General features: G+C 64.4%; 17 protein-coding genes and 1 riboswitch. Of the genes, 10 read left to right on the forward strand and 7 right to left on the reverse strand.

What is annotated here, in order from left to right; translation table 11 throughout:
• Nucleotides 1-748: 748 nt before the first annotated feature.
• The 3 genes from IM733_RS03390 (at nt 749) to IM733_RS03400 (ending at nt 2,489) form a co-directional block, all read left to right on the forward strand.
• On the forward strand, nt 749-1,051 hold the full coding sequence (locus IM733_RS03390) for a DUF3077 domain-containing protein (protein ID WP_248919529.1): 303 nt from the start codon (nt 749-751) through the stop codon (nt 1,049-1,051).
• A 242-nt stretch (nt 1,052-1,293) separates the two neighbouring features.
• A complete protein-coding gene (locus IM733_RS03395) occupies nt 1,294-1,779 on the forward strand; it encodes an Hcp family type VI secretion system effector (RefSeq protein ID WP_248919530.1) in 486 nt (161 codons plus the stop codon).
• Nucleotides 1,776-2,489: a DUF4225 domain-containing protein gene (locus IM733_RS03400; protein ID WP_248919531.1), complete on the forward strand. Its 714-nt coding sequence runs from the start codon at nt 1,776-1,778 to the stop codon at nt 2,487-2,489. Before IM733_RS03395 ends, IM733_RS03400 begins: the two co-directional genes overlap by 4 nt.
• 518 nt (nt 2,490-3,007) lie before the next feature.
• On the opposite strand, the gene IM733_RS03405 is transcribed toward IM733_RS03400, so the two are convergent.
• A complete protein-coding gene (locus tag IM733_RS03405; RefSeq protein WP_248919532.1) occupies nt 3,008-3,487 on the reverse strand; it encodes a GNAT family N-acetyltransferase in 480 nt (159 codons plus the stop codon).
• Between the two features lie 128 nt (nt 3,488-3,615).
• On the opposite strand from IM733_RS03405, the gene IM733_RS03410 reads away from it, so the two are divergent.
• From IM733_RS03410 to IM733_RS03425, 4 genes are all read left to right on the forward strand, one after another.
• The gene (locus tag IM733_RS03410) at nt 3,616-4,245 is read left to right on the forward strand and encodes a LysE family translocator (protein ID WP_248919533.1); all 630 of its coding nucleotides are present in this window, start codon (nt 3,616-3,618) and stop codon (nt 4,243-4,245) included.
• A gap of 17 nt (nt 4,246-4,262) precedes the next feature.
• Nucleotides 4,263-5,135, forward strand: coding sequence for an alpha/beta fold hydrolase (locus IM733_RS03415; protein WP_248919534.1), 873 nt, complete (start codon nt 4,263-4,265; stop codon nt 5,133-5,135).
• 124 nt (nt 5,136-5,259) lie between these two features.
• Nucleotides 5,260-6,396, forward strand: a complete 1,137-nt coding sequence (locus IM733_RS03420; RefSeq protein WP_248919535.1) for an HlyD family secretion protein — start codon at nt 5,260-5,262, stop codon at nt 6,394-6,396.
• Nucleotides 6,386-7,894 carry an MDR family MFS transporter gene (locus IM733_RS03425; protein WP_248919536.1) on the forward strand — a complete coding sequence of 503 codons (1,509 nt, stop codon included), beginning with the start codon at nt 6,386-6,388 and terminating at the stop codon, nt 7,892-7,894. Before IM733_RS03420 ends, IM733_RS03425 begins: the two co-directional genes overlap by 11 nt.
• 95 nt (nt 7,895-7,989) lie before the next feature.
• On the opposite strand, the gene IM733_RS03430 is transcribed toward IM733_RS03425, so the two are convergent.
• The 3 genes from IM733_RS03430 to IM733_RS03440 all read right to left on the reverse strand — a co-directional run bounded on the left by IM733_RS03430 (nt 7,990) and on the right by IM733_RS03440 (nt 11,490).
• Entirely contained in the window at nt 7,990-8,907 is a 918-nt protein-coding gene (locus tag IM733_RS03430; protein ID WP_248919537.1) for a pyridoxal-phosphate dependent enzyme, read from the reverse strand.
• Between the two features lie 16 nt (nt 8,908-8,923).
• A complete protein-coding gene (locus IM733_RS03435; protein WP_248919538.1) occupies nt 8,924-9,616 on the reverse strand; it encodes a helix-turn-helix transcriptional regulator in 693 nt (230 codons plus the stop codon).
• 170 nt (nt 9,617-9,786) lie between these two features.
• Nucleotides 9,787-11,490 carry an amidase gene (locus tag IM733_RS03440; RefSeq protein WP_248919539.1) on the reverse strand — a complete coding sequence of 568 codons (1,704 nt, stop codon included), beginning with the start codon at nt 11,488-11,490 and terminating at the stop codon, nt 9,787-9,789.
• Nucleotides 11,491-11,653: 163 nt separating this feature from the next.
• On the opposite strand from IM733_RS03440, the gene IM733_RS03445 reads away from it, so the two are divergent.
• The gene (locus tag IM733_RS03445; RefSeq protein WP_248919540.1) at nt 11,654-13,099 is read left to right on the forward strand and encodes a restriction endonuclease; all 1,446 of its coding nucleotides are present in this window, start codon (nt 11,654-11,656) and stop codon (nt 13,097-13,099) included.
• 9 nt (nt 13,100-13,108) lie between these two features.
• Here the strand turns inward: IM733_RS03445 and yghU are convergent, their stop codons facing one another.
• From yghU to IM733_RS03460, 3 genes are all read right to left on the reverse strand, one after another.
• Complete coding sequence (yghU, locus tag IM733_RS03450; RefSeq protein WP_248919541.1) at nt 13,109-13,954, reverse strand: glutathione-dependent disulfide-bond oxidoreductase; 846 nt, start codon at nt 13,952-13,954, stop codon at nt 13,109-13,111.
• 211 nt (nt 13,955-14,165) lie between these two features.
• Complete coding sequence (locus IM733_RS03455; RefSeq protein ID WP_248919542.1) at nt 14,166-16,292, reverse strand: TonB-dependent receptor; 2,127 nt, start codon at nt 16,290-16,292, stop codon at nt 14,166-14,168.
• Nucleotides 16,293-16,401: 109 nt separating this feature from the next.
• Nucleotides 16,402-16,606: riboswitch (cobalamin riboswitch) on the reverse strand.
• Nucleotides 16,607-16,684: 78 nt separating this feature from the next.
• Nucleotides 16,685-18,058, reverse strand: a complete 1,374-nt coding sequence (locus tag IM733_RS03460) for an MFS transporter (protein WP_248919543.1) — start codon at nt 18,056-18,058, stop codon at nt 16,685-16,687.
• Between the two features lie 540 nt (nt 18,059-18,598).
• On the opposite strand from IM733_RS03460, the gene quiC reads away from it, so the two are divergent.
• Nucleotides 18,599-20,503, forward strand: coding sequence for a 3-dehydroshikimate dehydratase QuiC (quiC, locus tag IM733_RS03465; protein WP_248919544.1), 1,905 nt, complete (start codon nt 18,599-18,601; stop codon nt 20,501-20,503).
• Between the two features lie 146 nt (nt 20,504-20,649).
• On the forward strand, nt 20,650-21,312 hold the full coding sequence (locus tag IM733_RS03470) for a TetR/AcrR family transcriptional regulator (protein ID WP_248919545.1): 663 nt from the start codon (nt 20,650-20,652) through the stop codon (nt 21,310-21,312).
• The last annotated feature ends 65 nt before the right edge of the window (nt 21,313-21,377 follow it).

Below are 21,377 nucleotides of genomic sequence, written 5' to 3' on the forward strand. Positions count from 1 at the left end.
GGTGATTTTGGTGGATGTGCCGGTGACGCTATCGAGGGTAGAGAAGGGGTTATTCGTTTTTTCACGGCGCGGCTTAATGACGTGGGCTTTTGGTTTGTGATCTCCGTTACTGAGAAAATGGTTTTTTCATATTTGGGCTATGGCCTCGCGAAGCGTTGACTGGTCCCAAGTTTTGGCCATGGCTGAATAGTAGGGGCATGGTGGTGTTTCATGGGCGTGCAAGATGGCTTTATGAGGGCGAGATGGCGTGGAAGGGCTGGTCAGGAAAGGCTATCAGGAGGTCTCGAAACGCTTAAGGTATACCTAGTGTCCCGCACGGTTAATTCGTTTATCTACTTAAATGGTTTCGCCCAATGATTCCGGGGCTTTTAGATTAACGAACTACCCGAGCGGGACACTAGCAGGAGGGGCACTAGCCCACTTGGCCGCCGATGAGGCGCTGTAGGCGGGTACGCTGTTAGATCGTGCCCCGCGAAAGGTTGGCGATGGCACTGCATCCAGCCAATTCTGTAGGTCCTACAGCCATTCTTCCGATGTTCGTGTAGTCCTTTTCCTAAAGGGGCGTTTTTCCCTGTTCGGCCGTTGTCGCGAGGGGATACGCGCTTTAGTCTCGCCCTGCCTGTCGTGTTTCACCGTCCGGGGTTGGCCGGGCTTCTGGGCAGAACGCCGCGCAAGGATCGCGCGGTCTGGTCCGGGGGCCCTGGAGGGTGAAATGCGGCGGGCTCATTCTTTTCTTGGGGGTTAAGTCATGGACAAGGACGAGCAAGCGAAGGGCACTGGGGATCCGAAAATCATCAGCCTGGTCGAGCGCAGCAAACGGCGTTCGGTACGCGACTGGGTGCAGGCGATCCCCGGGTTGCCGACGGAGGACGTGCTGCAGGAAACATCGATCATCCTGGGCTGCATCACCGGGCTGACGTACCAGGCATTGAGCAAACCGAAAGAGGCGCAGACGCTGATGCGCGCCACCTACTACCTCAGCGGCATGGCCAAGGCGATGATCGATGGGCAGTTGCCGGGGAGCCAGGCTGGCAAGGGTGAGCGCGAGTGATTCCGCCAGGCCTGTGCTGAACGCAGGCAACACGAGTTTCACACAAGCCGCTTCCGATACCTTCGGAAGCGGCTTTTTCATGCTTACTCGGTGGGTCGCAGGGAACAAGGCAGGGCAGGGTGGAGCACCGACCTGGGATAAACATCCCGTGTAAAAGCGGGCCGGCAATTTCAGACGCAGCTGGCATACACGGCGGAGTCGAGCCCGTAGCCTGCTGGCCTGGTCAACAAGGAGTCGACCCCATGGCTTATCACGGCTACATGCGCATCATCGGCAAGCTTCAAGGCCTGATATCGGCAGGCTGCGGTTCCCAGGCGTCCATCGGTAACAAGTGCCAGGCGGGGCACGGCGACGAGATCATGGTGCTCTCGTTCAATCACAGCCTCTCCAACCCCATCAATGCCATACGCAGTACCCACCATCCGGTAATCGTCACCAAACTCGTCGACAAGGCCTCGCCCTTGCTTGGCCAGGCAGTGGATGGCCGGGAGGTGGTCGACTGCGATATCCATTTCTACCGTACGCACCCGGCGGGGCACCGGGAAAAGTACTTCTCTGTCAGGCTCGACGGCGCGTTGATCGTGGCTCAGGACCTCGATGTGCCCCATGCGGTGCTCATGACTGATCAGGAGCCCGAAGAGCGATTGTACATCCGCTATCGCACCATCAGCTGGATTCATCACGCGGCCGGTACCAGCGGGCATGCCTCGTGGGGAGAGCAGCCATGAAGCAGAAGGATGAATTTGGCCTGCGGCTGGATGAAGCGTTCTGGGAAGTCAATGCAACGGCCTCTCGGCTGATTAGTTATGGATGTGGTGTCAGCGCGCGGCATTTGCAGGACCGGCGCTTACGGATGCAGTTCAATCGGGAGCTGGCGTACTACGCAAAACGGGTGGTGGAAGATGTTTATGAGCAAAGAATCAGTCCGGATGAAGGACTTGGGCTGATCAAGCGTGAAAAAGAAAGTCTGTACGCTCAGTCATCCAGGATTTTGAATCAGTTAGGTGGTATGGCGGGAGGGGGCTCACAAGTCTTGACAGGCGTGGGGAGTTGCCTTGGGTCTTATGGTGTTGGTTGTGTAGCGCGTGGAGGACCGATTCTCGCACACGGGTTAAATAATTTTTATGAGAACGCCAAAGGGCTATATGAAGGGCGAACGGATGTTGTGGGTCCTGTCAGAAAACGCTATCAAGATGCCGCCAAGCGTTTGGGGTATGAGGAGCGCGAGGCAAATATCGCTTATTATTCTGCAGACTTGTACCTTTCTGGGAGAGCGCTTAGGCGGATGGTCCCGAGGCGAGATGCATGGCGCCTGTTTCGGTATATGGAGAGCGACAAAGAGCGAGCTTTCAGGCAAATGAGTAAAGCTGGGTTAGCCCTTGAAGTGGCAACGTCCTCGATAACAATAAAAGATTTAATTAATGAGATTTTGAAATGAGCGTATGGGGGCTGATATTGCTCACGCTGGGGGATATTGCTTTCACATTGGCGCTAAGCAGATTCGTGTTCAGGGATCTTGTTACCGGTTGGCAGTTTTGGGGCGCCTTGCTATATGCGGCATTCGTGAGTGGGTCCTATTACGAGTTGATGAGTGGACAAGGATTCGTTCCTTTTGCCCTAGAGGAGTTTTCACTGTTCGAATATGTCGTTCTTGTAATTTTCAGCTTGTTGATGACTGCCTTTCATTTCTGGGCGTTAAAAATATGGTAGGGGTACTACCGAATACGTGTGCTGCATGGCACCGGCTATGCCGGTGATCGCGGGGCAAGCCCGCTCCAGGGAGGTGCAGGCCGGGAAGGCTGCGTTGTCACGTGGAGAACAGAGCCCTTTGTAGAAGCTTTAGCCGCGATGCAGGCAACGCGGTGTCGGGCACCCGCCTGCGGGTGATCGTGGCTGAAGCCGCTCCTACAGAATTCGCTGAAATTCAATTCGGGTTTGTCCCGCGATCAGCACGCCTCACCCTTCGGCAAACTGCCGCAACCGCTCGCCGTCCAACCGGTAGCGAACCCATTCATCCTGCGGCTGCGCCCCCAGCGACTGGTAGAAACCGATCGCCGGTTCGTTCCAGTCCAGCACGCTCCACTCCAGGCGCCCGCAGTTGTTCGCCAGCGCTTCACGGGCAATGTGCCGCAACAGCTTGCGCCCGGCGCCGTCGCCGCGTTGCTCGGGCGTCACGTAGAGGTCTTCCAGGTAAATGCCATTACGCCCCAGCCAGGTGGAATAGCTGTAGAAGTACACGGCAAAGCCAATCGCCTGGCCGTCGCGCTCGCACATCAGGCTGCGCACGGTGCTGCCTTCGTCGAACAGGCTGTGCTCGATATCGGTGAGGGTCGCCACCACTTCGTGGCGGGCGCGTTCGTAGTCGGCCAGTTCGGTGATGAAGGCGAGGATCTGCTGGGCATCGCCGCGCACCGCAGGGCGGATGGTCAAGCTCATGGCGTGTCTTCCTTGTGAAAGGCTAAGGACCGTATCAGTAATGTGTATCTGTGCAATTTTCACGAACTGTACCGGTCGATTGTCGCCGGGCTCCGTTAGTGTGGCCACACGATAACCAGAAAACGGAAATGCCCGCCATGCTTGCCTCTCTCGACCTGCTCAGCGCTTTCGTGCTGTTCGCTTTCGTCTCGTCCATCACCCCAGGCCCAAACAACACCATGTTGCTGGCCTCGGGGGTGAATTTCGGGGTGCGTCGCACCATCCCCCACGCGTTGGGGATCAGCGTCGGGTTCATGGTACTGGTGCTGGCGGTGGGCCTGGGGCTGGGCGAGGTGTTCAAGGCCTGGCCGCCGCTGTACAGCATCCTGCGCTATGCGGGCGCCGCGTACCTGTTGTACCTGGCCTGGAAGATCGCCACCTCCGGGCCGATGTCCGGTGATACCGCCAGTGGCCGCAAACCGCTGGGTTTCTGGGGCGCGGCGGCGTTCCAGTGGGTCAACCCCAAGGCCTGGGTGATGGCGGTGGGGGCGATCACCACCTACACACCGGCCCAGGGCTATGTGTTCAACGTCATCGTCATCGCCGCGGTGTTCGCCCTGGTGAACCTGCCCAGCGTGGGGATCTGGGTGATGTTCGGCAGCGCGCTGCGCAACCTGTTGCGCAACCCGCGCGCGGTGGTGCTGTTCAATGTCCTGATGGCCGTGTTGCTGGTGATTTCACTGTATCCGCTGCTGTTTGTAGAATCGGCGTTTTCCTGAAGCAATGAGTGCAGTCGATGGAGTTGATTCCCTGGTCCCATGAATGCGCCGAAGGCTTCACCCTGCGGGGTTGGCGCACACCACCGAGTGGCCGGCCGCTGTTGCACTTCCTGCATGGCAATGGTTTTTGCAGCCTGGCCTACCAGCCGCTGCTGATGCGCCTGGGCGAGCATTTCGACCTGTGGCTGAGTGATGTCCAGGGCCATGGCGATAGCGACCATGGTGGTGTGTTCCGCGGCTGGAACCGCACGGCGGCGCTGGCGGTGGAGGCATTCGCGGCCGAGCGTGGCGAGTATGGCGAGGTACCTCGGTATGCCGTGGGGCACAGCTTCGGCGGGGTGCTCACCGGGTTGATCCTGGCGGCCGAACCTGGGCTGTTCCAGCGTGCGGTATTGCTCGACCCGGTGCTGTTCAGCCGCGGCATGATCGGCATGATGGGGGCGGCGGCGATGGTCGGCCTGCACCGTCGCCATACCCTGGCGCGCAAGGCCGCGACCCGGCGCAGCCACTGGCCTGACCGCGAGGCGGCGCTGGCGTCGCTGCAGGGGCGGGGGATCTTCAAGGGCTGGAGCGACACCGCCTTGCAGGCGTATGTGGAGCATGCCATCGGCGATTGTGGTGAAGGGGTGGTGCTCAAGTGCCGGCCCAGCCGCGAGGTAGAGATCTTCAGCTCGTTCCCCGAGCGCATGTGGCAGAACCTGGCGCGAATCCAGACCCCGACGCGGATTCTCTATGGTCAACACACCTACCCCTTCGTGCCGCATTCGGTGCGCCGGCTGGCCGAGCTCAATGCCCAGGTGACCGCGCAGCAAGTGGCGGGCGGGCATTGTTTCATGCAGGAAGATCCAGCCGCCGCCGCAGAGCAGGTGGTGGCGTTCCTGCAGGGGTGACCCAGTCTCGGCGGTGAATTGTGCAGGCTGCTGTCCATTACGCGACGATTGCCTGCCGATTCGCGCGCGAACGACAGGTGCAGATTCCTTACGCTGACGCTCCCCCAATGGAAGGAGCCCCAGCATGAACCAGGCGGTCAGCCCAGACCCACAGCCTACCCTCGAACACTCCCGTGCCCGGCACCGGCAGCGCTGGCTACGTTTCGGCCTGGCCGGCGCGGTTGGCCTGGCGCTGCTGGCCTACGGCGGCCATTGGTGGCTGGCCGGGCGGTTCCTGGAGCAAACCGACGACGCCTATGTGCGTGCCGACTGGGCGCCGATCAGCGCACGGGTCAGCGGCTATGTGGCCGAGGTGGCGGTGGCCGACAACGCCACGGTCAAGGCCGGCGACCTGCTGGTGCGCCTGGATGCACGCGACTTCCACGATCGCCTGCGCAAGGCCGAGGCGCGCCTGGCGGTGAGCGAGGCGGCCGTGCAGGTGCAGCGCATGCGTTTGCGCACCTTTGCCGCCGAACAGGACGAACAGGTCCAGGCCATTGCCCGCGCCGAAGCCGAGCGCGGTGGCAGCCGGGGCGAGGCGCAGCGTGCCGAGGCGGACTGGCAACGCTATCAGCGCCTGGCCGAGTGGCAGGCGGCCAGCGTGCAGCGCATGGAGCAGGCCCGTGCCACGCGGATCCAGGCCCACGCCCTGCAACGCGCCGCCGATGCCGAGCTGGCCCGCCAGCAGGCGCGCAAGGCGGTGCTGGCCCAGCAGGGGCGGCAGCTGGAGGCGGAGCTGGTGCAGCGCCAGGCCGACCTCGACCAGGCCCGTGCCGAGGTTGCGTTGGCCCGCAGTGCCCTGGCCGATACCGAGGTCCGCGCACCGTTCGATGGCGTGGTGGGGCAGCGCAAGGTGCGCCAGCAGCAGTACGTCACGCCCGGCCTGCCGCTGCTGGCGGTGGTGCCGGTGGCGCAGGCCTACGTGGTCGCCAACTTCAAGGAAACCCAGCTGGCCCACCTGCGCCCGGGGCAGCCGGTCACGCTCGAGGTGGACACGTTCGGCCAGCACTGGCGGGGCACGGTCGACAGCCTGTCGCCGGGCTCCGGCGCGGTGTTCGCCTTGCTGCCGCCGGACAACGCCACCGGCAACTTCACCAAGATCGTCCAGCGCTTCCCGGTGCGTATCCACCTCGATCCAGCAGCGGACGGTGCGCCCGGGTTGCGGCCTGGCATGTCGGTGATCGCCACCGTGGATACCCGGCAGGCACGTCATGAGCGCTGAGGAGAAAGTCAGCGCGCGCGCCTGGGTGGCGGTGATCGGCGGGTTGTTCGGCTGCTTCATGGCGGGCATGAACGTGCATGTCACCAGCGCCGCCTTGCCCGAGATCGAGGGCGCGCTGGGCGCAAGCTTCGAGGAGGGCTCGTGGATCTCCACCGCATACCTGGTGGCCGAGATCAGCATGATTCCGTTGACGGCCTGGCTGGTGCGGGTGTTTTCGTTGCGCCGGGTGATGCTGGTGGGCTCGGCGATCTTTTTGGTCAGCTCGGTGAGCTGCGCGCTGGCCCCCAGCCTGGAGGCGATGATCGCGCTGCGGGTGATTCAAGGCGCTTCCGGGGCGGTGCTCATTCCGTTGTCGATGCAACTGATCATCACCGAACTGCCGGCCAGCCGCATTCCGCTGGGGATGGCACTCTTCAGCCTGGCCAACAGCGTGGCCCAGGCAGCCGGCCCGTCGATCGGCGGCTGGCTCACCGACATGTATTCCTGGCGCTGGATCTTCCTGCTGCAGTTGCCGCCCGGCGTGGCGCTGCTGGCGGCGGTGGCCTGGTCGATCAAGGGCCAGGCCGGGGACCGCAGTGCCCTGCGCCAGGCCGACTGGTTGGGCATCGCGGCCATGGCGCTGGGCCTGGGGGCGTTGCAGGTGGTGCTGGAGGAGGGCGGGCGCAAGGACTGGTTCGATTCGCGTTTCATCGTCACGTTCAGCATCGCCGCGGTGGTCGCCCTGGCCTTGTTCATCCAGCGCCAGCTGTGGGGTACGCGGCCGTTCATCAACCTGCGCCTGTTGGGCAGCTACAACTTCGGCGTCTCCAGCCTGGCCATGGCGGTGTTTGGCGCGGCGACCTTCGGCCTGGTGTTCCTGGTGCCCAACTACCTGTCGCTGGTGCAGGGTTACAGCGCCAGCGAGATCGGCAAGAGCCTGATCGCCTATGGGCTGGTGCAGCTGTTGCTGGCGCCCTTGCTGCCACGGTTGATGCGCTGGCTCAACGCCAAGCTGCTGGTGGCCAGCGGGTTCGCGATCATGGCCCTCGGTTGCTGGCTGGGGTCGCAACTGACGGTGGATTCGGGCAGCAATGTGATCATCCCATCGACCGTGGTGCGTGGCATCGGCCAGCCGTTGATCATGGTGGCGCTGTCGGTGCTGGCGGTGAAGGGGCTGGACAAGGCCCAGGCAGGCTCCGCCTCGGCGTTGATCTCGATGTTGCGCAACCTGGGCGGCGCGTTGGGCACGGCGTTGCTCACGCAGCTGGTGTCGCAGCGTGAGCGCTTTCATTCGGTGCGGGTGGGGGAGGGGCTGACACCCTTCGATGCCGCGCTGCAGGCGCGCCTGCCGGGGGGCATGGTCGACCCGCAGTCGCCCGAGGTGATGCAGGCCCTGGCGCTGATCGACCGGAGCGTGCGGGAGCAGGCCTACCTGATGGCCTACTCGGATGCCTTCTACCTGTCTTGCGTGGCGCTGCTGGGGTGTGCGTTTGCAGCGTTGCTGCTGCGTAACCGCTAGGCCTCTTTCGAGTAGGCGGCTGACGGTGTTGGCGATACACAGTGGCCCTGCAGCCAGCGAATTCATGCCGGGCCTTCGACCCGGCTTGAAAGCGTTCAGCTTGCCTGGTCGAGCCAGGCGTGGATCTGCTCCAGGGTGGCGGTGGCACCGCCGCAGACGATGACCAACACATTGCCCTGCGCAGGCAGCGCCTCGGGGTGGTTCAGCAGGGCCAGCGCCGCGCCGCAAGCGGGCTCGACCAGCAGCCGGTGGTCGAACAGGAACCGCTCGCACGCCTCCAGCGCCTCGCGATCACTGACCAGGTGGCTGTGCAGCGGATGGTTGTGCGCGCAGGCCAACGCTTGTTCGGCCACGCGCTTGGCGCCCAGCGATGTGGCCACCGAGGTGATGGCCGGCAGCTCCACGGTGTGCCCGGCGGCGATGGCCGCGTGCAGCGAGGCGGCGCCTGCGGTTTCCACGGCGAGCACCGGCACATCGTGCCAGCCGTTGCGCTCAAGGCCCTCGACCACGCCGCTGAGCAACCCGCCACCGCCGACCGAGAGCACCACCGCGGCAGGCTTGAGGCCTGCCGCCGCCACTTCGTCGATCATGCTGGCATGGCCCTGCCACAGCATCGGGTCGTCGAAGGGGTGAATGAAGGCGTCGCCGGGGCCGACCAGGGTCTGCGCATGGGCGTTGGCTTCCTGCCACGAACCGCCCTGGACCACCACCGTGGCGTCTTCGAGGCGCAACAGTGCCTTGGCGCGCTCGGTGGTGGTTTCGGGCACCACCACGGTGACCGGCACACCCAGCTTGCGCCCGGCGTAGGCCACCGCCAGCCCGGCGTTGCCACCGGACGAGGAGACAAAATGGCGGGCGCCTTGGGCATGGTGCGTTTCGCAGGCATGGCCGACGCCGCGCAGCTTGAACGAACCGCACGGCTGCAAGGCTTCGAGCTTGAGCCAGACCGGGCGGCCGGCGGCCAGCGACAGGGGGCGGGACTCGATCAACGGGGTGGCGATATGCAAGGGCATGGGGGGCTCCGGGGTGTCAGTCGCGGGCGGCCGGGGCGTGTTCGCCGCGCAGCTGCTCCAGGTAGTTGTAGATGGTGTAGCGGGTCACGCCGAGGGCTTCGGCGGCTTTCTCCACGCCGCCCTTGACGATGAACAGGCCGCGCTCCTGCATCACGCGCACGGCCTCGACTTTGGCCTGCCTGTTCATCCGGCCCTGGGCGCTGCGCTGTACAGAGGCCTGGATGATCTCGGCCATCAGCACGGTCATGTCGGCGGGTTCGCTGGCAGTGGGGGGCGCCGGCGTGGCACCGAGGGGCTGGAAGTGCTGGAGGAAGGCCATGGCCGCGTCAAGGCCGGTGACGTCGGTGTTCACGCACACGCTGGCGAAGGGGTGGCCGTGGCGGTCGCGGAAGATCGCCGTGGCGCTGCGCAAGGTGCGGCCCTTCAAGGTGGTGGGGTAGTCGGGCAGCACCACCGGTTCATAGCCTTGCTGGTCGGCGCAGGCCTGCATCAGGGCCTTGAAACCCTGGTCCTGCTCGGGGGCGGCGAGAATCGGGCTGCCGACCTGGCGCCCGGAAAGGTGGCCGTTGACGATGGCCACCACGGAGCGTTCCGGGTGGTCGAGGTCGTGCAGGAGGATTTCCAGGTTGCGCGGGGCGACGCTGCCCAGGGCCTGGAGCGTGGCCTTGAGGACGGTGAGGGTGAGTTGGCGTTCTTGGGTGGGGGTCATGGCATCATGCAAAAAATCAACACACGGTTGATATTTGCATGATTTGTTGAAATTCCCAAGGTGTTTCTTGTAGGAGCCAGCTTTGCTGGCGAACCGGTCTCATGGCAAGGCTGCGCCTTGCGTTCGCCAGCAAGGCTGGCTCCTACAAGCAAAAGGGGCGCTTTTGTGAATCAGCCCAGCTTGGGGGTGCGCGGCGGGATCATGCGCCGGGAGCCGGTCGACTCGAAGGCGGCGGCGAACTTCAACAGATTGTTATCGCTGTACGCGCGGCCGGCGAAGGTCAGCCCCACCGGCATGCCGATATCGGCCATCACGCCCATGGGCACGGTCACGGTGGGTACGCCCAGGTGGCGGATCGCCAGGTTGCCGTTGGCCACCCAGATGCCGTTGCTCCAGGCGATGTCCGCCGATGCGGGGTTGACGTCGGCGTCGGCCGGGCCCACGTCGGCCACGGTGGGGAACAGCACCGCATCCAGGCCTTTTTCGTCCATCCAGTCTTCCAGGTCGATCTTGCGGGTCTGCTCCAGGCCGCGCAGGCCATCGGGCACGGTGGCGATCTGGTCCCAGGCCTTGAGCCCACGCTTGGCCATGTTGACGTACTCGTCCATGCCGGCGGCCAGGTCGTCCTCACGGTTGGGCAGGGTGCCTGGGTCGTGGGGGAAGATCAGCGGGCCGTCGACATCGGCCAGGCGGTTGAGCTTGGGGTCGTCGTTGGCCCGCAGGAAGTCGTCGAAGGCCCAGCCGGACAGCTCCCATAGTTCGTCATGCAGGAATTCCTTGCTGACGATGCCACGGTTGAACACGGTCGGTGCGCCGGGGCGATCACCCTCGCAGTTGGAGACCAGCGGGAAGTCGGTCTCGACCACTTCGGCGCCGGCCGCTTCCAGCGCCTGGCGCGCCTGTTGCCACAGGTCGATCACGCTGGCGCGGGTGTGGATGCGCTGGCCGGTTGGGCCGCCGATGCCGGGTTTCTCGGAAGTACCGGCTTCGTCGTCGGCATTGATATACATGCGTGGCACGCCGAAACGCTTGCCTTTGAGCGAGTCGGCGTTCGCCGCCAGATCCAGGTACGAAACCGGGCGCACGCTCGAGGCGGCCGGGATCGGTACCCACGGCTGCAGGCGCCACAGGTCGCCACGCTTGTCGGGGTCGTCGGCCACCACCACGTCCAGAATTTCCAGCAGGTCGGCCATGGTCCGCGCGTAAGGCACGACCACGTCCATGGTCGGGGTCAGCGGCCAGTTGCCGCGTACCGAGATCACCCCGCGCGACGGGGTGTAGGCGCACAGGCCGTTGTTCGAGGCCGGGCCACGGCCACTGGACCAGGTTTCCTCGGCCAGGCCGAAGGCGCTGTAGCTGGCGGCGGTGGCGGTGCCGGCGCCGTTGGAGGAGCCGGAGGCGAACGGCGCGGTCAGGTAGCTGGCGTTGTACGGGCTTTCGGCGCGGCCATAGACGCCGCGCTGCATGCCGCCGTTGGCCATGGGCGGCATGTTGGTCTTGCCCAGGCAGATGGCGCCGCCGGCGCGCAGGCGCTCGACGGTGAAGGCGTCGCGTTGGGCGACCAGGTCCTTGAACGCCGGGCTGCCGGAGGCGGCGGTCAGGCCCTTGACCAGGTAGCTGTCCTTGGCGGTGTAGGGGATGCCGTCCAGCGGGCCGAGGGTCTGGCCTTGGGCGCGACGGGCATCGGAGGCCTCGGCCTCGTTGAGCGCTTCAGGGTTACGTACCACCACGGCGTTGAGGGCGGTGGCGGTGTCGGCTCCATCGTAGGCGTCGATGCGGGCCAGGTAGGCCTTCACCAGCTCGACCGCGGTGGTGCGGCCGGACTCGAGCGCGTCGCGCAGTTCGGCAATGGAAACCTCGGTTACATCGATCATGCTGTCACCAGTTGTGCAGGTGGAAATCATGGCGGCGAGTGTAGCAAGAAGGGCTTGCTGAACGCAGGCATGCACACCGGAAATGGTTCTGTGCACCGTGGCATTGCTGGTGTTTCGCAAAACCGGGATGCTGTGTTGCCAAATGCCACGCCACGGAGCCTGCATGAGCAAGCACGAATCGATCTGCCTCGACTTCACCGAAATTCCGCCGTCGCGGCCGCCTTCGTCGGACGTGAGTGCGTTCGAGAAGTTTGCCCGCGAGTTCTTCGTCACATTGTTCGATGCACAGGTGATCAAGACGGTGGGGCGCGGGGCAGACAACGGTGCTGACCTGGTGCTGAAGGTGGGCGATGAGCGTTGGTTGGTCAGTTGCAAGCACTACCAGGGTGGCAGTGTTCCTCGCAGCGTAGAGACGTCGCCACTGGGGGATATGCAGCAGTGGGGCTGCCAGCGGTTCATCGGCTTCTATCTGCCAGAGGCTTCGGACGGATTGGTGACCCGATTGAGGCAGACCGAAGAAAACTGCCCCGAATTCCGTCACGAAATCTTCGATAACAGAGTCATCGAGCGCCACCTGATCTCCAGCACCAGCGCGGACGGCTGGTTGCTGGCCAAGCGTTGGTTTCCGAGAAGTTACGCGAAGATCAGCAGGTCGCTGGTCTATCCGATCACCCATTACAACCACGGGGACATCATTAGCGAGCCGGGTAGTACCCGCATCGAAGGCATCCCCACGCGAATCTGGTTCAACCAAGACAATCCTGTCGCCGCGCAGGAGGCTGCGCAAGCACTCATTGCCCACGCCAATGAGCTGGAAACGGGGCGTGCCTATTCCAGTCTGTTCCTTGAACACATACGCAATTTTGCCTTGATGTGCCCAGGTGCTTTTTTGCGTTATTCGGGAACTGAAGACAAGGACGTGAATATCCGGGGGCTTGCCCCGAGCTGGGACATGGCGCTGGTGAGGCGGCTGTGCCTTGGGCAAAACCGCCATGCGCTGGAAAACCTGTGCCTGGTCTGGTCAATGTGGGGCCACGGCTTGGCCTGCCGGGTCTATCGTTTCGCACGCTATTGGCTGGATGGGGATATCGACGCACAGCAGGCGCTGGGGGTGATGTATGTCGAGGAGCTTGAGGCCCTGCTTGTCGCCTTTGAGCAGGACGAGCTGATCAAGCCAAAGGCCAGGCGCCTGGATCACGACTTGAGCTTCGCCCACGTGGCGGCATGTGGGCAGACACTCGAGCGCGGTTACTACGCGGCACTGATGTGCTTCAGCCCTGGCAAGTTGTATGGCCACCTGTCACGGGAGAGGGCACTGGTACGGTCAGCGATCCGGCATGGGGAGCAGGATCTGTTGCAGTCCGCGATCTGGGCTGTTGCGCAAACATACGAGATGAGCGACTGGCACTACATCGTCCAGAAATCCCCGACATTGGAGGAGCTGCTGGTGTCGATCAACGTCATCGACCATGACTACCTGACCCACGCCAGGGCCCAGGCAGCAGGGCTGCGCTGCCTGAGCGAACCGCTGCTGTCGGTCTGGGAGCCTGAAGGCAGTGTTGACCGGCAGTTGGCCATGGCGTTGGGTTTCATGCCGGATCAAGACTGACACTTTAGTTCAAAGGGCCGTGATGTCTGTTGCCGAGTGCCGCTCTGGCACTTGGCTGGCTTCATCGCCCCAGGTGCGGTTGACCCGGGTGCCGCGCTGCACCGCGGGACGCTGGGCGATGGCGTCGGCCCAGCGTTGCACATGCGGGTACTCGTGCACCGCCAGGAACTCGGCCGCGCCGTACAGGTTGCCGCGCACCAGCTGGCCATACCAGGGCCACACGGCAATGTCGGCAATGCTGTATTCGTCACCGCCCAGGTAGGCGCTTTCGGCCAGGCGGCGGTCGAGTACATCGAGCTGGCGCTTGGCTTCCATGGTGAAGCGGTTGATGGCGTACTCGAACTTTTCCGGCGCATACACGTAGAAATGGCCGAAACCGCCGCCCAGGTAGGGCGCCGAGCCCATCTGCCAGAACAGCCAGTTGAGCGTCTCTGTACGCGCAGCCAGCGACGTGGGCAGGAGTGCGCCGAACTTTTCGGCCAGGTAAAGCAGGATTGAGCCGGACTCGAACACCCGTACCGGCGGCTCGACACTGCGGTCGAGCAGGGCGGGGATCTTCGAGTTCGGGTTGACCCCGACGAAGCCGCTGCCGAACTGGTCGCCTTCGCCGATGCGGATCAGCCAGGCGTCATATTCGGCGCCCGTATGGCCGAGGGCCAACAATTCTTCGAGCAGGATGGTCACCTTCACGCCGTTGGGGGTGGCCAGCGAGTACAACTGCAGCGGGTGCTTGCCCACGGGCAGGTCCTTGTCGTGGGTCGGGCCGGCCACCGGGCGGTTGATACTGGCGAACTGGCCGCCTGAGGGGGCCTCGTGGGTCCAGACCTTGGGCGGGACGTAAGGGTGCTTGCTCATGCGTGAAACTCCTTGAGGCTCGATACGGGCACATACACGTGTGGACTCGCATCTATGCCATGGGTTCGGCGCAAAGGGCAAATGCAATGAGCGCGGGCGCAAGTAGGAGCTTTAGCCGCGATACAGGCACCGCGGTGTCTGGCCACCCGCTTCGCGGGTGATCGCGGCTGAAGCCGCTCCTACAGAAGTTGTGTCAGGTCAATGGGAAGGGTCAGAAGCTGTAGTCGACCGTGGCGAAGTACGAACGCGGCGCGCCGAGCAGCCATTGCTCGCCGCTGTGGGCCGAAACCACGTAGTCGCGGTTGAACAGGTTGTTCACCTGCAGGCCGAGACGCACGTCCGGCAGCACCTGCCAGCCGAGGTTGGCATCCACCACGGTATAGCCCGGCACGGCCTGTTCGTTGTCGACGCTGGCATAGCGCTCATCTACATAACGCAGGCCCACGCCGGCATCCAGCGTCTGACCGAAGCCTTTGCTCAGCCACAGGTTGGCGGTGCGCCGCGGCACGTTGGCGGGGCGGTTGCCGGCACGGTCCATCACCCCCTGCGCCGTGCTTTGCAGGTACTCGTCGTATTTGGCCCGCACCAGCGCGGCGTTGGCCGACAGCTGCCACTGGTTGCCCAGCGCCAGTTCCAGCGAGGCCTCCAGGCCGTCGGAGGTCTGCTGCCCGGCCTGCTGCTGGGTCTTGCTGGCCGGGTCGTAGACCAGCAGCTTCTTCTTGACGATGTGGTAGGCCGCCAGGGTCCATTCGCCTTGGCCGTCCCAGAAGCGCTGCTTGACGCCGAACTCGGTCTGCTTCGCCTCGGTGAGGTCGAAGTCCATCTGTTTCTGGCTGAGGCTGATCAGGTTGCCGACGCCGTCCTCGCTGGTGGAGTACTGGCCGTAGACCGACAGATCGTCGCTGAGCGCATAGACCAGCCCGGCGCGCCAGTTGCCGCCGCGCAGGCTGACGTCGCTGCGCGAGCCATCGATCAGGTTGTCGCGGTCGATGTGGTTCTGGTCGCGGCGCACGCCGGTGACCAGCGACAGGCGCTCGGTCAACTGGGTACGGTTTTCCGCGAACAGCGCGACGGTGTGGGTGGTGGAAAGGTTTTGCGGGCGCAGCGGTGAGGCGCTGTGGAACCCACTCGGTGCCGGGTTCCATGGGTCGACCAGGTCGACGCCGTCGTCGTTGTAGGGCGCGTTGCTGTCGACGTTGAAGCGGATCTTGTTGTACTCGACACCCACCACGGTCTTGCTCGCAAGGCCGAACAGCCCGTGGTCGAAGGTGAAGCTCTGGCGGTCGCCGAGCTGCTCCTGGTTGTGCTTGATCTCCAGGTAGCTGCCCCGTTGCAGCAGGCCCTCATCGGCGTTCCAGGTGTAGTCCTCGGCGTTGCGCCAGTGGCGGCGGCTTTTGATGTAGTACAGCAGGTTGCTGGCCGAGACCGTGTCGCTGAGCGTCCAGTCGGTGGTCAGGCGCGTCCACTCGTCGTGGTAGCGCTGCACGTCGTTCTGCACGTTGTAGTTCTTCTTGCGCAGGCTGTCGCGGTAGTGGCCGTCGATCAGCGGCGTGCCAAAGTAGTTGGCCGGCTCGGCGTCGCCACGCTCGTGGGCGAGGGTGAAACTCAGGTCGTCACTGGCATCGAAGCGCAGGGCGGCGCTGAGCGACAGGTTGCGCGAGTCGGTGCGGTCGACCCAGCCGTTGCCTTCCTGCTTGTTGAGGGTGACCCGGTAGCTCAGGCGTTCGCTCAGGCTGCCGCCGCTGTCCAGCCCCAGCTGTTGGCGATCCCACGAGCCGTAGCCCAGGCGCAGGCGGTTGTGGATCTCGCCGGCGAAGGGTTTTTTCGGGATCACGTTGACCACCGCGCCGGTGGCGCCTTCGCCGTACAGCACCGACGCCGGGCCGCGCAGCACGTCGATGCGCTCGACCATCCACGGGTCGACCGGGAAGGTCAGGGTGCCGGCGCCGGTGTACAGCCGCGCGCCGTCGAACAGTGTCATCACCGAACCCTGGCCGCTGAAACCGCGCGCCGACAGGCCGGTGCCGCCATCACCGGGGGTGCCGATGAAGGTGATGCCCGGGGAGCGGGTCACGGCGTCCTGCACGGTGAGGTTGTTGCGTTGCAGGATCTGCTCGGCGCTGATGCTGCTGGTGCTGGCCGGGGTTTCCAGGGCGCTGAGGTTCAGCCGTGAACCGGCCTGGGTCGGGGTGGCCAGGTCGATGGCCGAGGGCTCGCGGGTCTCGGTGACCGCCGTCGAGGGCAGGGTGAGCGGGGCACCCTGGTGGTCGTCGGCCAGGGCCGGGAGCGAGACGGCCAGGCAGGCCGCCAGGGTGTGAAGCTTGTTGAATCGGGACATGTCGTTCCACTGCTGCAGGAATGAATGGATCCCGGTGGAAAACACGCAAAGGCGAACCACATACGCAGGCGCGCACGCGATGACCGGCCTGCGCCCGCCCACCGCGGGTTGCCAAGTAAGGCTTCAGGCCGGTCTCCGGGCTTGCGAGGGGCATGAAACCTTCACCTTCCCATGCGGGTGCACAGTGGTCTGTCGAAGGGGTCGCTCGCTTACCGTTGCGGGGGCAGCGCCGGACTTGTCGTGACAACGACTCACCGGCTTCCCGTTTCACCCTGCGCACGGCGGCGCAGGACACCTGAAACTGGCGCGCATCTGACCATCGAACGAGGGGGGAGTCAATCATCTGGATGGGCCAGGCACTGTCAGTGCGCGACAGGTCTGCCCCGCGGCGTTCAATGCCCGAACGCTTTCAGGTTGCCCTTGCGGTTGGCTTCATAGGCTTCCTGCGCCATGGGCGTTGCCTGCGGGTTGCCCAGGTCTTCCATGGCCAGCCGGTGGGTCTCCGGCGCCAGGTATGCCGCGAACGCGCACACGCAGGTGATGAAGAATGCCAGCCCGCCCACCACCAGCGGGATGTTGTCCGAGCCCGGCGGTGCCACGGTGGCGAACAGCGCCGGCAGCATGGCGGTGAGCATGGTGCCGACGTTCTGCGCGATGGCCATGGCCGAAACCCGGTAGCGGGTCTGGAACAGCTCGGGGTAGAAGCTTGGGAACACCGCGTTGTAGCCCTGGTAAACCATGCCCCACATGACGATCGAGGCGGCGAAGGCCAGTGGCACGTTGTGGATGCTGATCGCATACAGGTAGACAAACGCCAGCAGGCCCGAGCCCAGGCAACCGGCGATCATGGTCGGGCGGCGGCCGATCCTGTCGGAGAGGTTGCCGACGAAGGGGATCACCAGCACCGCGACGATATTGCCCACCACCGGGATCCACAGATACACGCTCTTGTCGAAGCCCACGCCGTAGGCCGGCTGCACCGCGTAGGCCGCGCCAAAGATGGTGGCGACCACCGGGATCACGTTCATCAGCGCCATGAACATCACCAGCACCATGTGCTTCCAGCTGTGACGGAAGGCTTCGCTGATCGGCGACTTGGCGACCTTGTCCTGCTGCTCTTCCTGGACGAAGGCCGGGGTTTCGTGGACCTCCTTGCGGATGATGAAGCCGGCCAACAGCACCAGCGCGCTCATCAGGAACGGAATGCGCCAGCCCCATTCGTTGAAGGCCTCGCTCGGCATGAAGTAGGCCAGCGGCAGGAACACCGCCGCCGCCATCACCTGGCCGGCCTGCACGCCCTGCAGCGTGTAGCTGGCGTAGTAGCCACGGCGGCCGAACGGCGCGTGCTCCATGATCATCGAGCTGGCCCCGGAGATCTCGCCGGCCACGGCGAAGCCCTGGACCAGGCGCAGCAGCACCAGCAACGCCGGGGCGAGCAGGCCGATGTCGTGGTAAGTGGGCAGCAGGCCCACGGCCATGGTCGACAGGCCCATCAGGAACATGCACAGCAGCAGCACGTTCTTGCGCCCGCGGGTGTCGCCCCAGTGGCCGAGCACGAAGGCGCCCACCGGGCGGGCCAGGTAGCCGACGCCGTAGGTGGCCAGCGAGGCGATGATGGCCATTTTCGGGTCGGTGGAGGGGAAGAAGATCTGCGGGAAGATCAGCGCCGCGGCCTGGGCATAGATGAAGAAGTCGTAGTACTCGAGGGCAGAGCCGATCCATCCGCTGGCGGTGGCTTTCTTGGCTTGGGAGCTTGTGCGGGCCATGTTGTCTCCGTTGTTCTTGTCGGTGGCCGAAAGGTCAGCGCGCACAGGGCGCGTGAACCGTGGGGCGATAAGGAGAAGACGAACGTGACGGTGCGGATCGCAGGGCGAGGAACGTGAGCATAGGTCGGTACCCGTTTTATTGAACTTATTATGTGGTGACGTTGGGCGGTGCGGCGCAGGACCCGCCGAACGACCGGCGTGGCAGCGAGAAAGGCCGGCGGGGCCTGCGACTGGTGTTCATGGTTGTTCACGGGGGTGGGTGAATCAATTCGCCGGAACGGGTTTTGTTCGGTAATCGAACGAAAACTAACTGTTCCGTACAAAGTTCGTTGCCGGGGTGACTTTACCTGCGAATAATCGCTCATGCCAGGCCGATTGATGGGCTGTCGTTACCGCTGCCCTCATCGATCTGGCATGACCTCTGTAGGAGCGGCTTTAGCCGCGATGCAGGCGCTGCAGTGCCTGGCATCTGCTTCGCGGATGATCGCGGCCGAAGCCGCTCCTAAAGAGGAACGCCCCACAACAACAAGGAACCCCAGCATGCAGCGTTCGATTGCCACCGTGTCCCTCAGCGGCACCCTGCCGGAAAAGCTCGAAGCCATCGCCGCCGCGGGTTTCGACGGCGTCGAGATCTTCGAGAACGACCTGCTGTACTACGCCGGCAGCCCGCGCGAGGTGCAAAAGATGTGCGCCGACCTCGGCATCGCCATCACCCTGTTCCAGCCTTTCCGTGACTTCGAAGGCTGCCGCCGCGACCGCTTGCACAAGCAGCTCGACCGCGCCGAGCGCAAGTTCGACCTGATGCAGGAGCTGGGCACCGACCTGGTGCTGGTGTGCAGCAACGTGCAGCCCGACGCCCTGGGCGACGAGCAACTGCTGGTGGACGACCTGCGCCTGCTCGCCGAACATGCCGGCAATCGCGGCCTGCGTATCGGCTACGAGGCCCTGGCCTGGGGCCGCCACGTCAACACCTACCAGCAGGCCTGGAACCTGGTACGCCAGGCCGACCACCCAGCGCTGGGGGTGATCCTCGACAGCTTCCACACCCTGTCGCTCAAGGGCGACCCCCGGGCCATCCGCGATATCCCCGGCGACAAGATCTTCTTCGTGCAGATGGCCGACGCGCCGCTCCTGGCCATGGACGTGCTGGAGTGGAGCCGGCATTTCCGCTGTTTCCCGGGGCAGGGCGAGCTGAACCTGGCCGGTTTCCTCGCACCGATACTTGCCACCGGCTATCGCGGCCCACTGTCGCTGGAAATCTTCAACGATGGATTTCGCGCGGCGCCGCCCCGGCAGAATGCCGCGGACGGCTTGCGCTCGCTGTTGTACCTGGAGGAGAAAACCCGCCGCCAGCTCGAGCACGAAGCGCGGCAGGTGGAACCGGGCGTGCTGTTCGCGCCGCCGGCGGCCAGCACCTACGGCGGCGTGGAGTTCCTCGAGTTCGCGGTCGACGAGGCGGTGGGCGCGCGGCTCGGGGTGTGGCTCAAGCGCCTGGGTTTCGCCGAGGCGGGCGAGCACCGCAGCAAGGCGGTGCGCCTGCTGCGTCAGGGCGACATCAACATCGTGCTGAACGCCGAAGCCTATTCCTTCGCCCACAATTTCTTCGAGGCCCATGGGCCGTCGTTGTGCGCCACCGCCTTGCGGGTGAAGGACGGCCAGGCGGCCTTGCAGCGCGCCACCGCCTACCGGGGCCAGCCCTTCCGTGGCCTGGTCGGCCCCAACGAGCGGCAGATCCCTGCAGTGCGCGCGCCAGATGGCAGCCTGCTGTACCTGGTGGAGCAGGAGGCTCACGGCCAGACCATCTACGACAGCGATTTTCACCTTGCGCCGGGCGTACAGGGCACAGGTGGCCTGCAACGGATCGACCACATGGCCCTGGCCCTGCCGGCCGAGGCGCTGGACAGCTGGGTGCTGTTCTACAAGAGCCTGTTCGACTTCACCGCCGATGACGAGGTGGTGCTCCCCGACCCCTATGGCCTGGTCAAGAGTCGCGCGCTGCGCAGCCCGTGTGGCACGTTGCGGGTACCGCTGAACATCTCCGAGAACCGCAACACTGCCATTGCCCACGCGCTGTCCAGCTACCGGGGCTCGGGGGTGCACCATATCGCCTTCGACTGCGACGACATCTTCCGCGAAGTGGTGCGGGCCAAGGAGGCCGGGGTGCCGTTGCTGGAGATCCCGCTGAACTACTACGACGACCTGGCGGCGCGGTTCGAATTCGACGACGAGTTCCTCAGTGAGCTGGCGTATTACAACGTGCTGTACGACCGCGACGCCCAGGGCGGTGAGCTGTTCCACGTGTACACCGAGCCGTTCGAGGAGCGTTTCTTCTTCGAGATCATCCAGCGCAAGGGCGGTTATGCCGGGTATGGCGCCGCCAATGTCGCGGTGCGCCTGGCGGCGATGGCCAAGCGGCGCAGCGAACGCCCGCGCCCAGTCCTGTAGGCGCCAGCCTTGCTGGCGAACCGGGGCCAGCACGGACCCCAGGTTCACCAGCAAGGGCGCCGTGGGGCGCACTCACACCGCGCTTCCCTGCGCCGTCCGGCTCACGGATAATCCCCCGGATTCCTATAACGAGCCTGTGAGTCGGTATGCGTGATTCGGTAGCCAAGCCTGAAGTCGAAGGGGCGCGCAAAGCGCGCAAGAACAACCCGGAGAAGACCCGCGAGAATATCCTCCAGGCCGCCATCACCGAGTTCGTCCAGCAGGGCCTGGCCGGCGCCCGGGTCGACGCCATCGCCGAGCGCACCGCCACCTCCAAGCGCATGATCTACTACTACTTCGGCAGCAAGGAGCAGCTGTACGTCGAGTGCCTGGTCAAGCTCTACGGCGATATCCGCAAGACCGAGCAGCGCCTGGACCTCGAGTCGCTGCCTGCCGAACAGGCGATCCGCCGGCTGGTGGAGTTCACCTTCGACCACCACGACCACAACGTCGATTTCGTGCGCATCGTCTGCACCGAGAACATCCACTACGGCGAGTACGTCAAGCAATCGCCGGTGATCCGCGAGATGAGCAGCCTGGTGCTGGAGTCGCTTGGTCGCACCCTGCAACGTGGCGTGGAGGAGGGCGTGTTCCGCCCGGGCATCGAGGTGATCGACCTGCACATGCTGATGAGCGCGTTCTGTTTCTACCGGGTGTCCAACCGCCACACCTTCGGCGACATCTTCCAGATCGACCTGGCCGACGAGCAGATCAAGCTGCGCCACAAGCAGATGATCGGTGACGCGGTGATGCGCTACATCAAGGCCTGACCTGGCGGCACTGCAGCATTAGCGAGGCTCATGCTTGTCGCCAATGCGGCCCGTTTTACATTTTC

This window comes from Pseudomonas entomophila, assembly GCF_023277925.1.
In the GTDB taxonomy this organism is placed as follows: Bacteria; Pseudomonadota; Gammaproteobacteria; order Pseudomonadales; family Pseudomonadaceae; genus Aquipseudomonas; species Aquipseudomonas entomophila_D.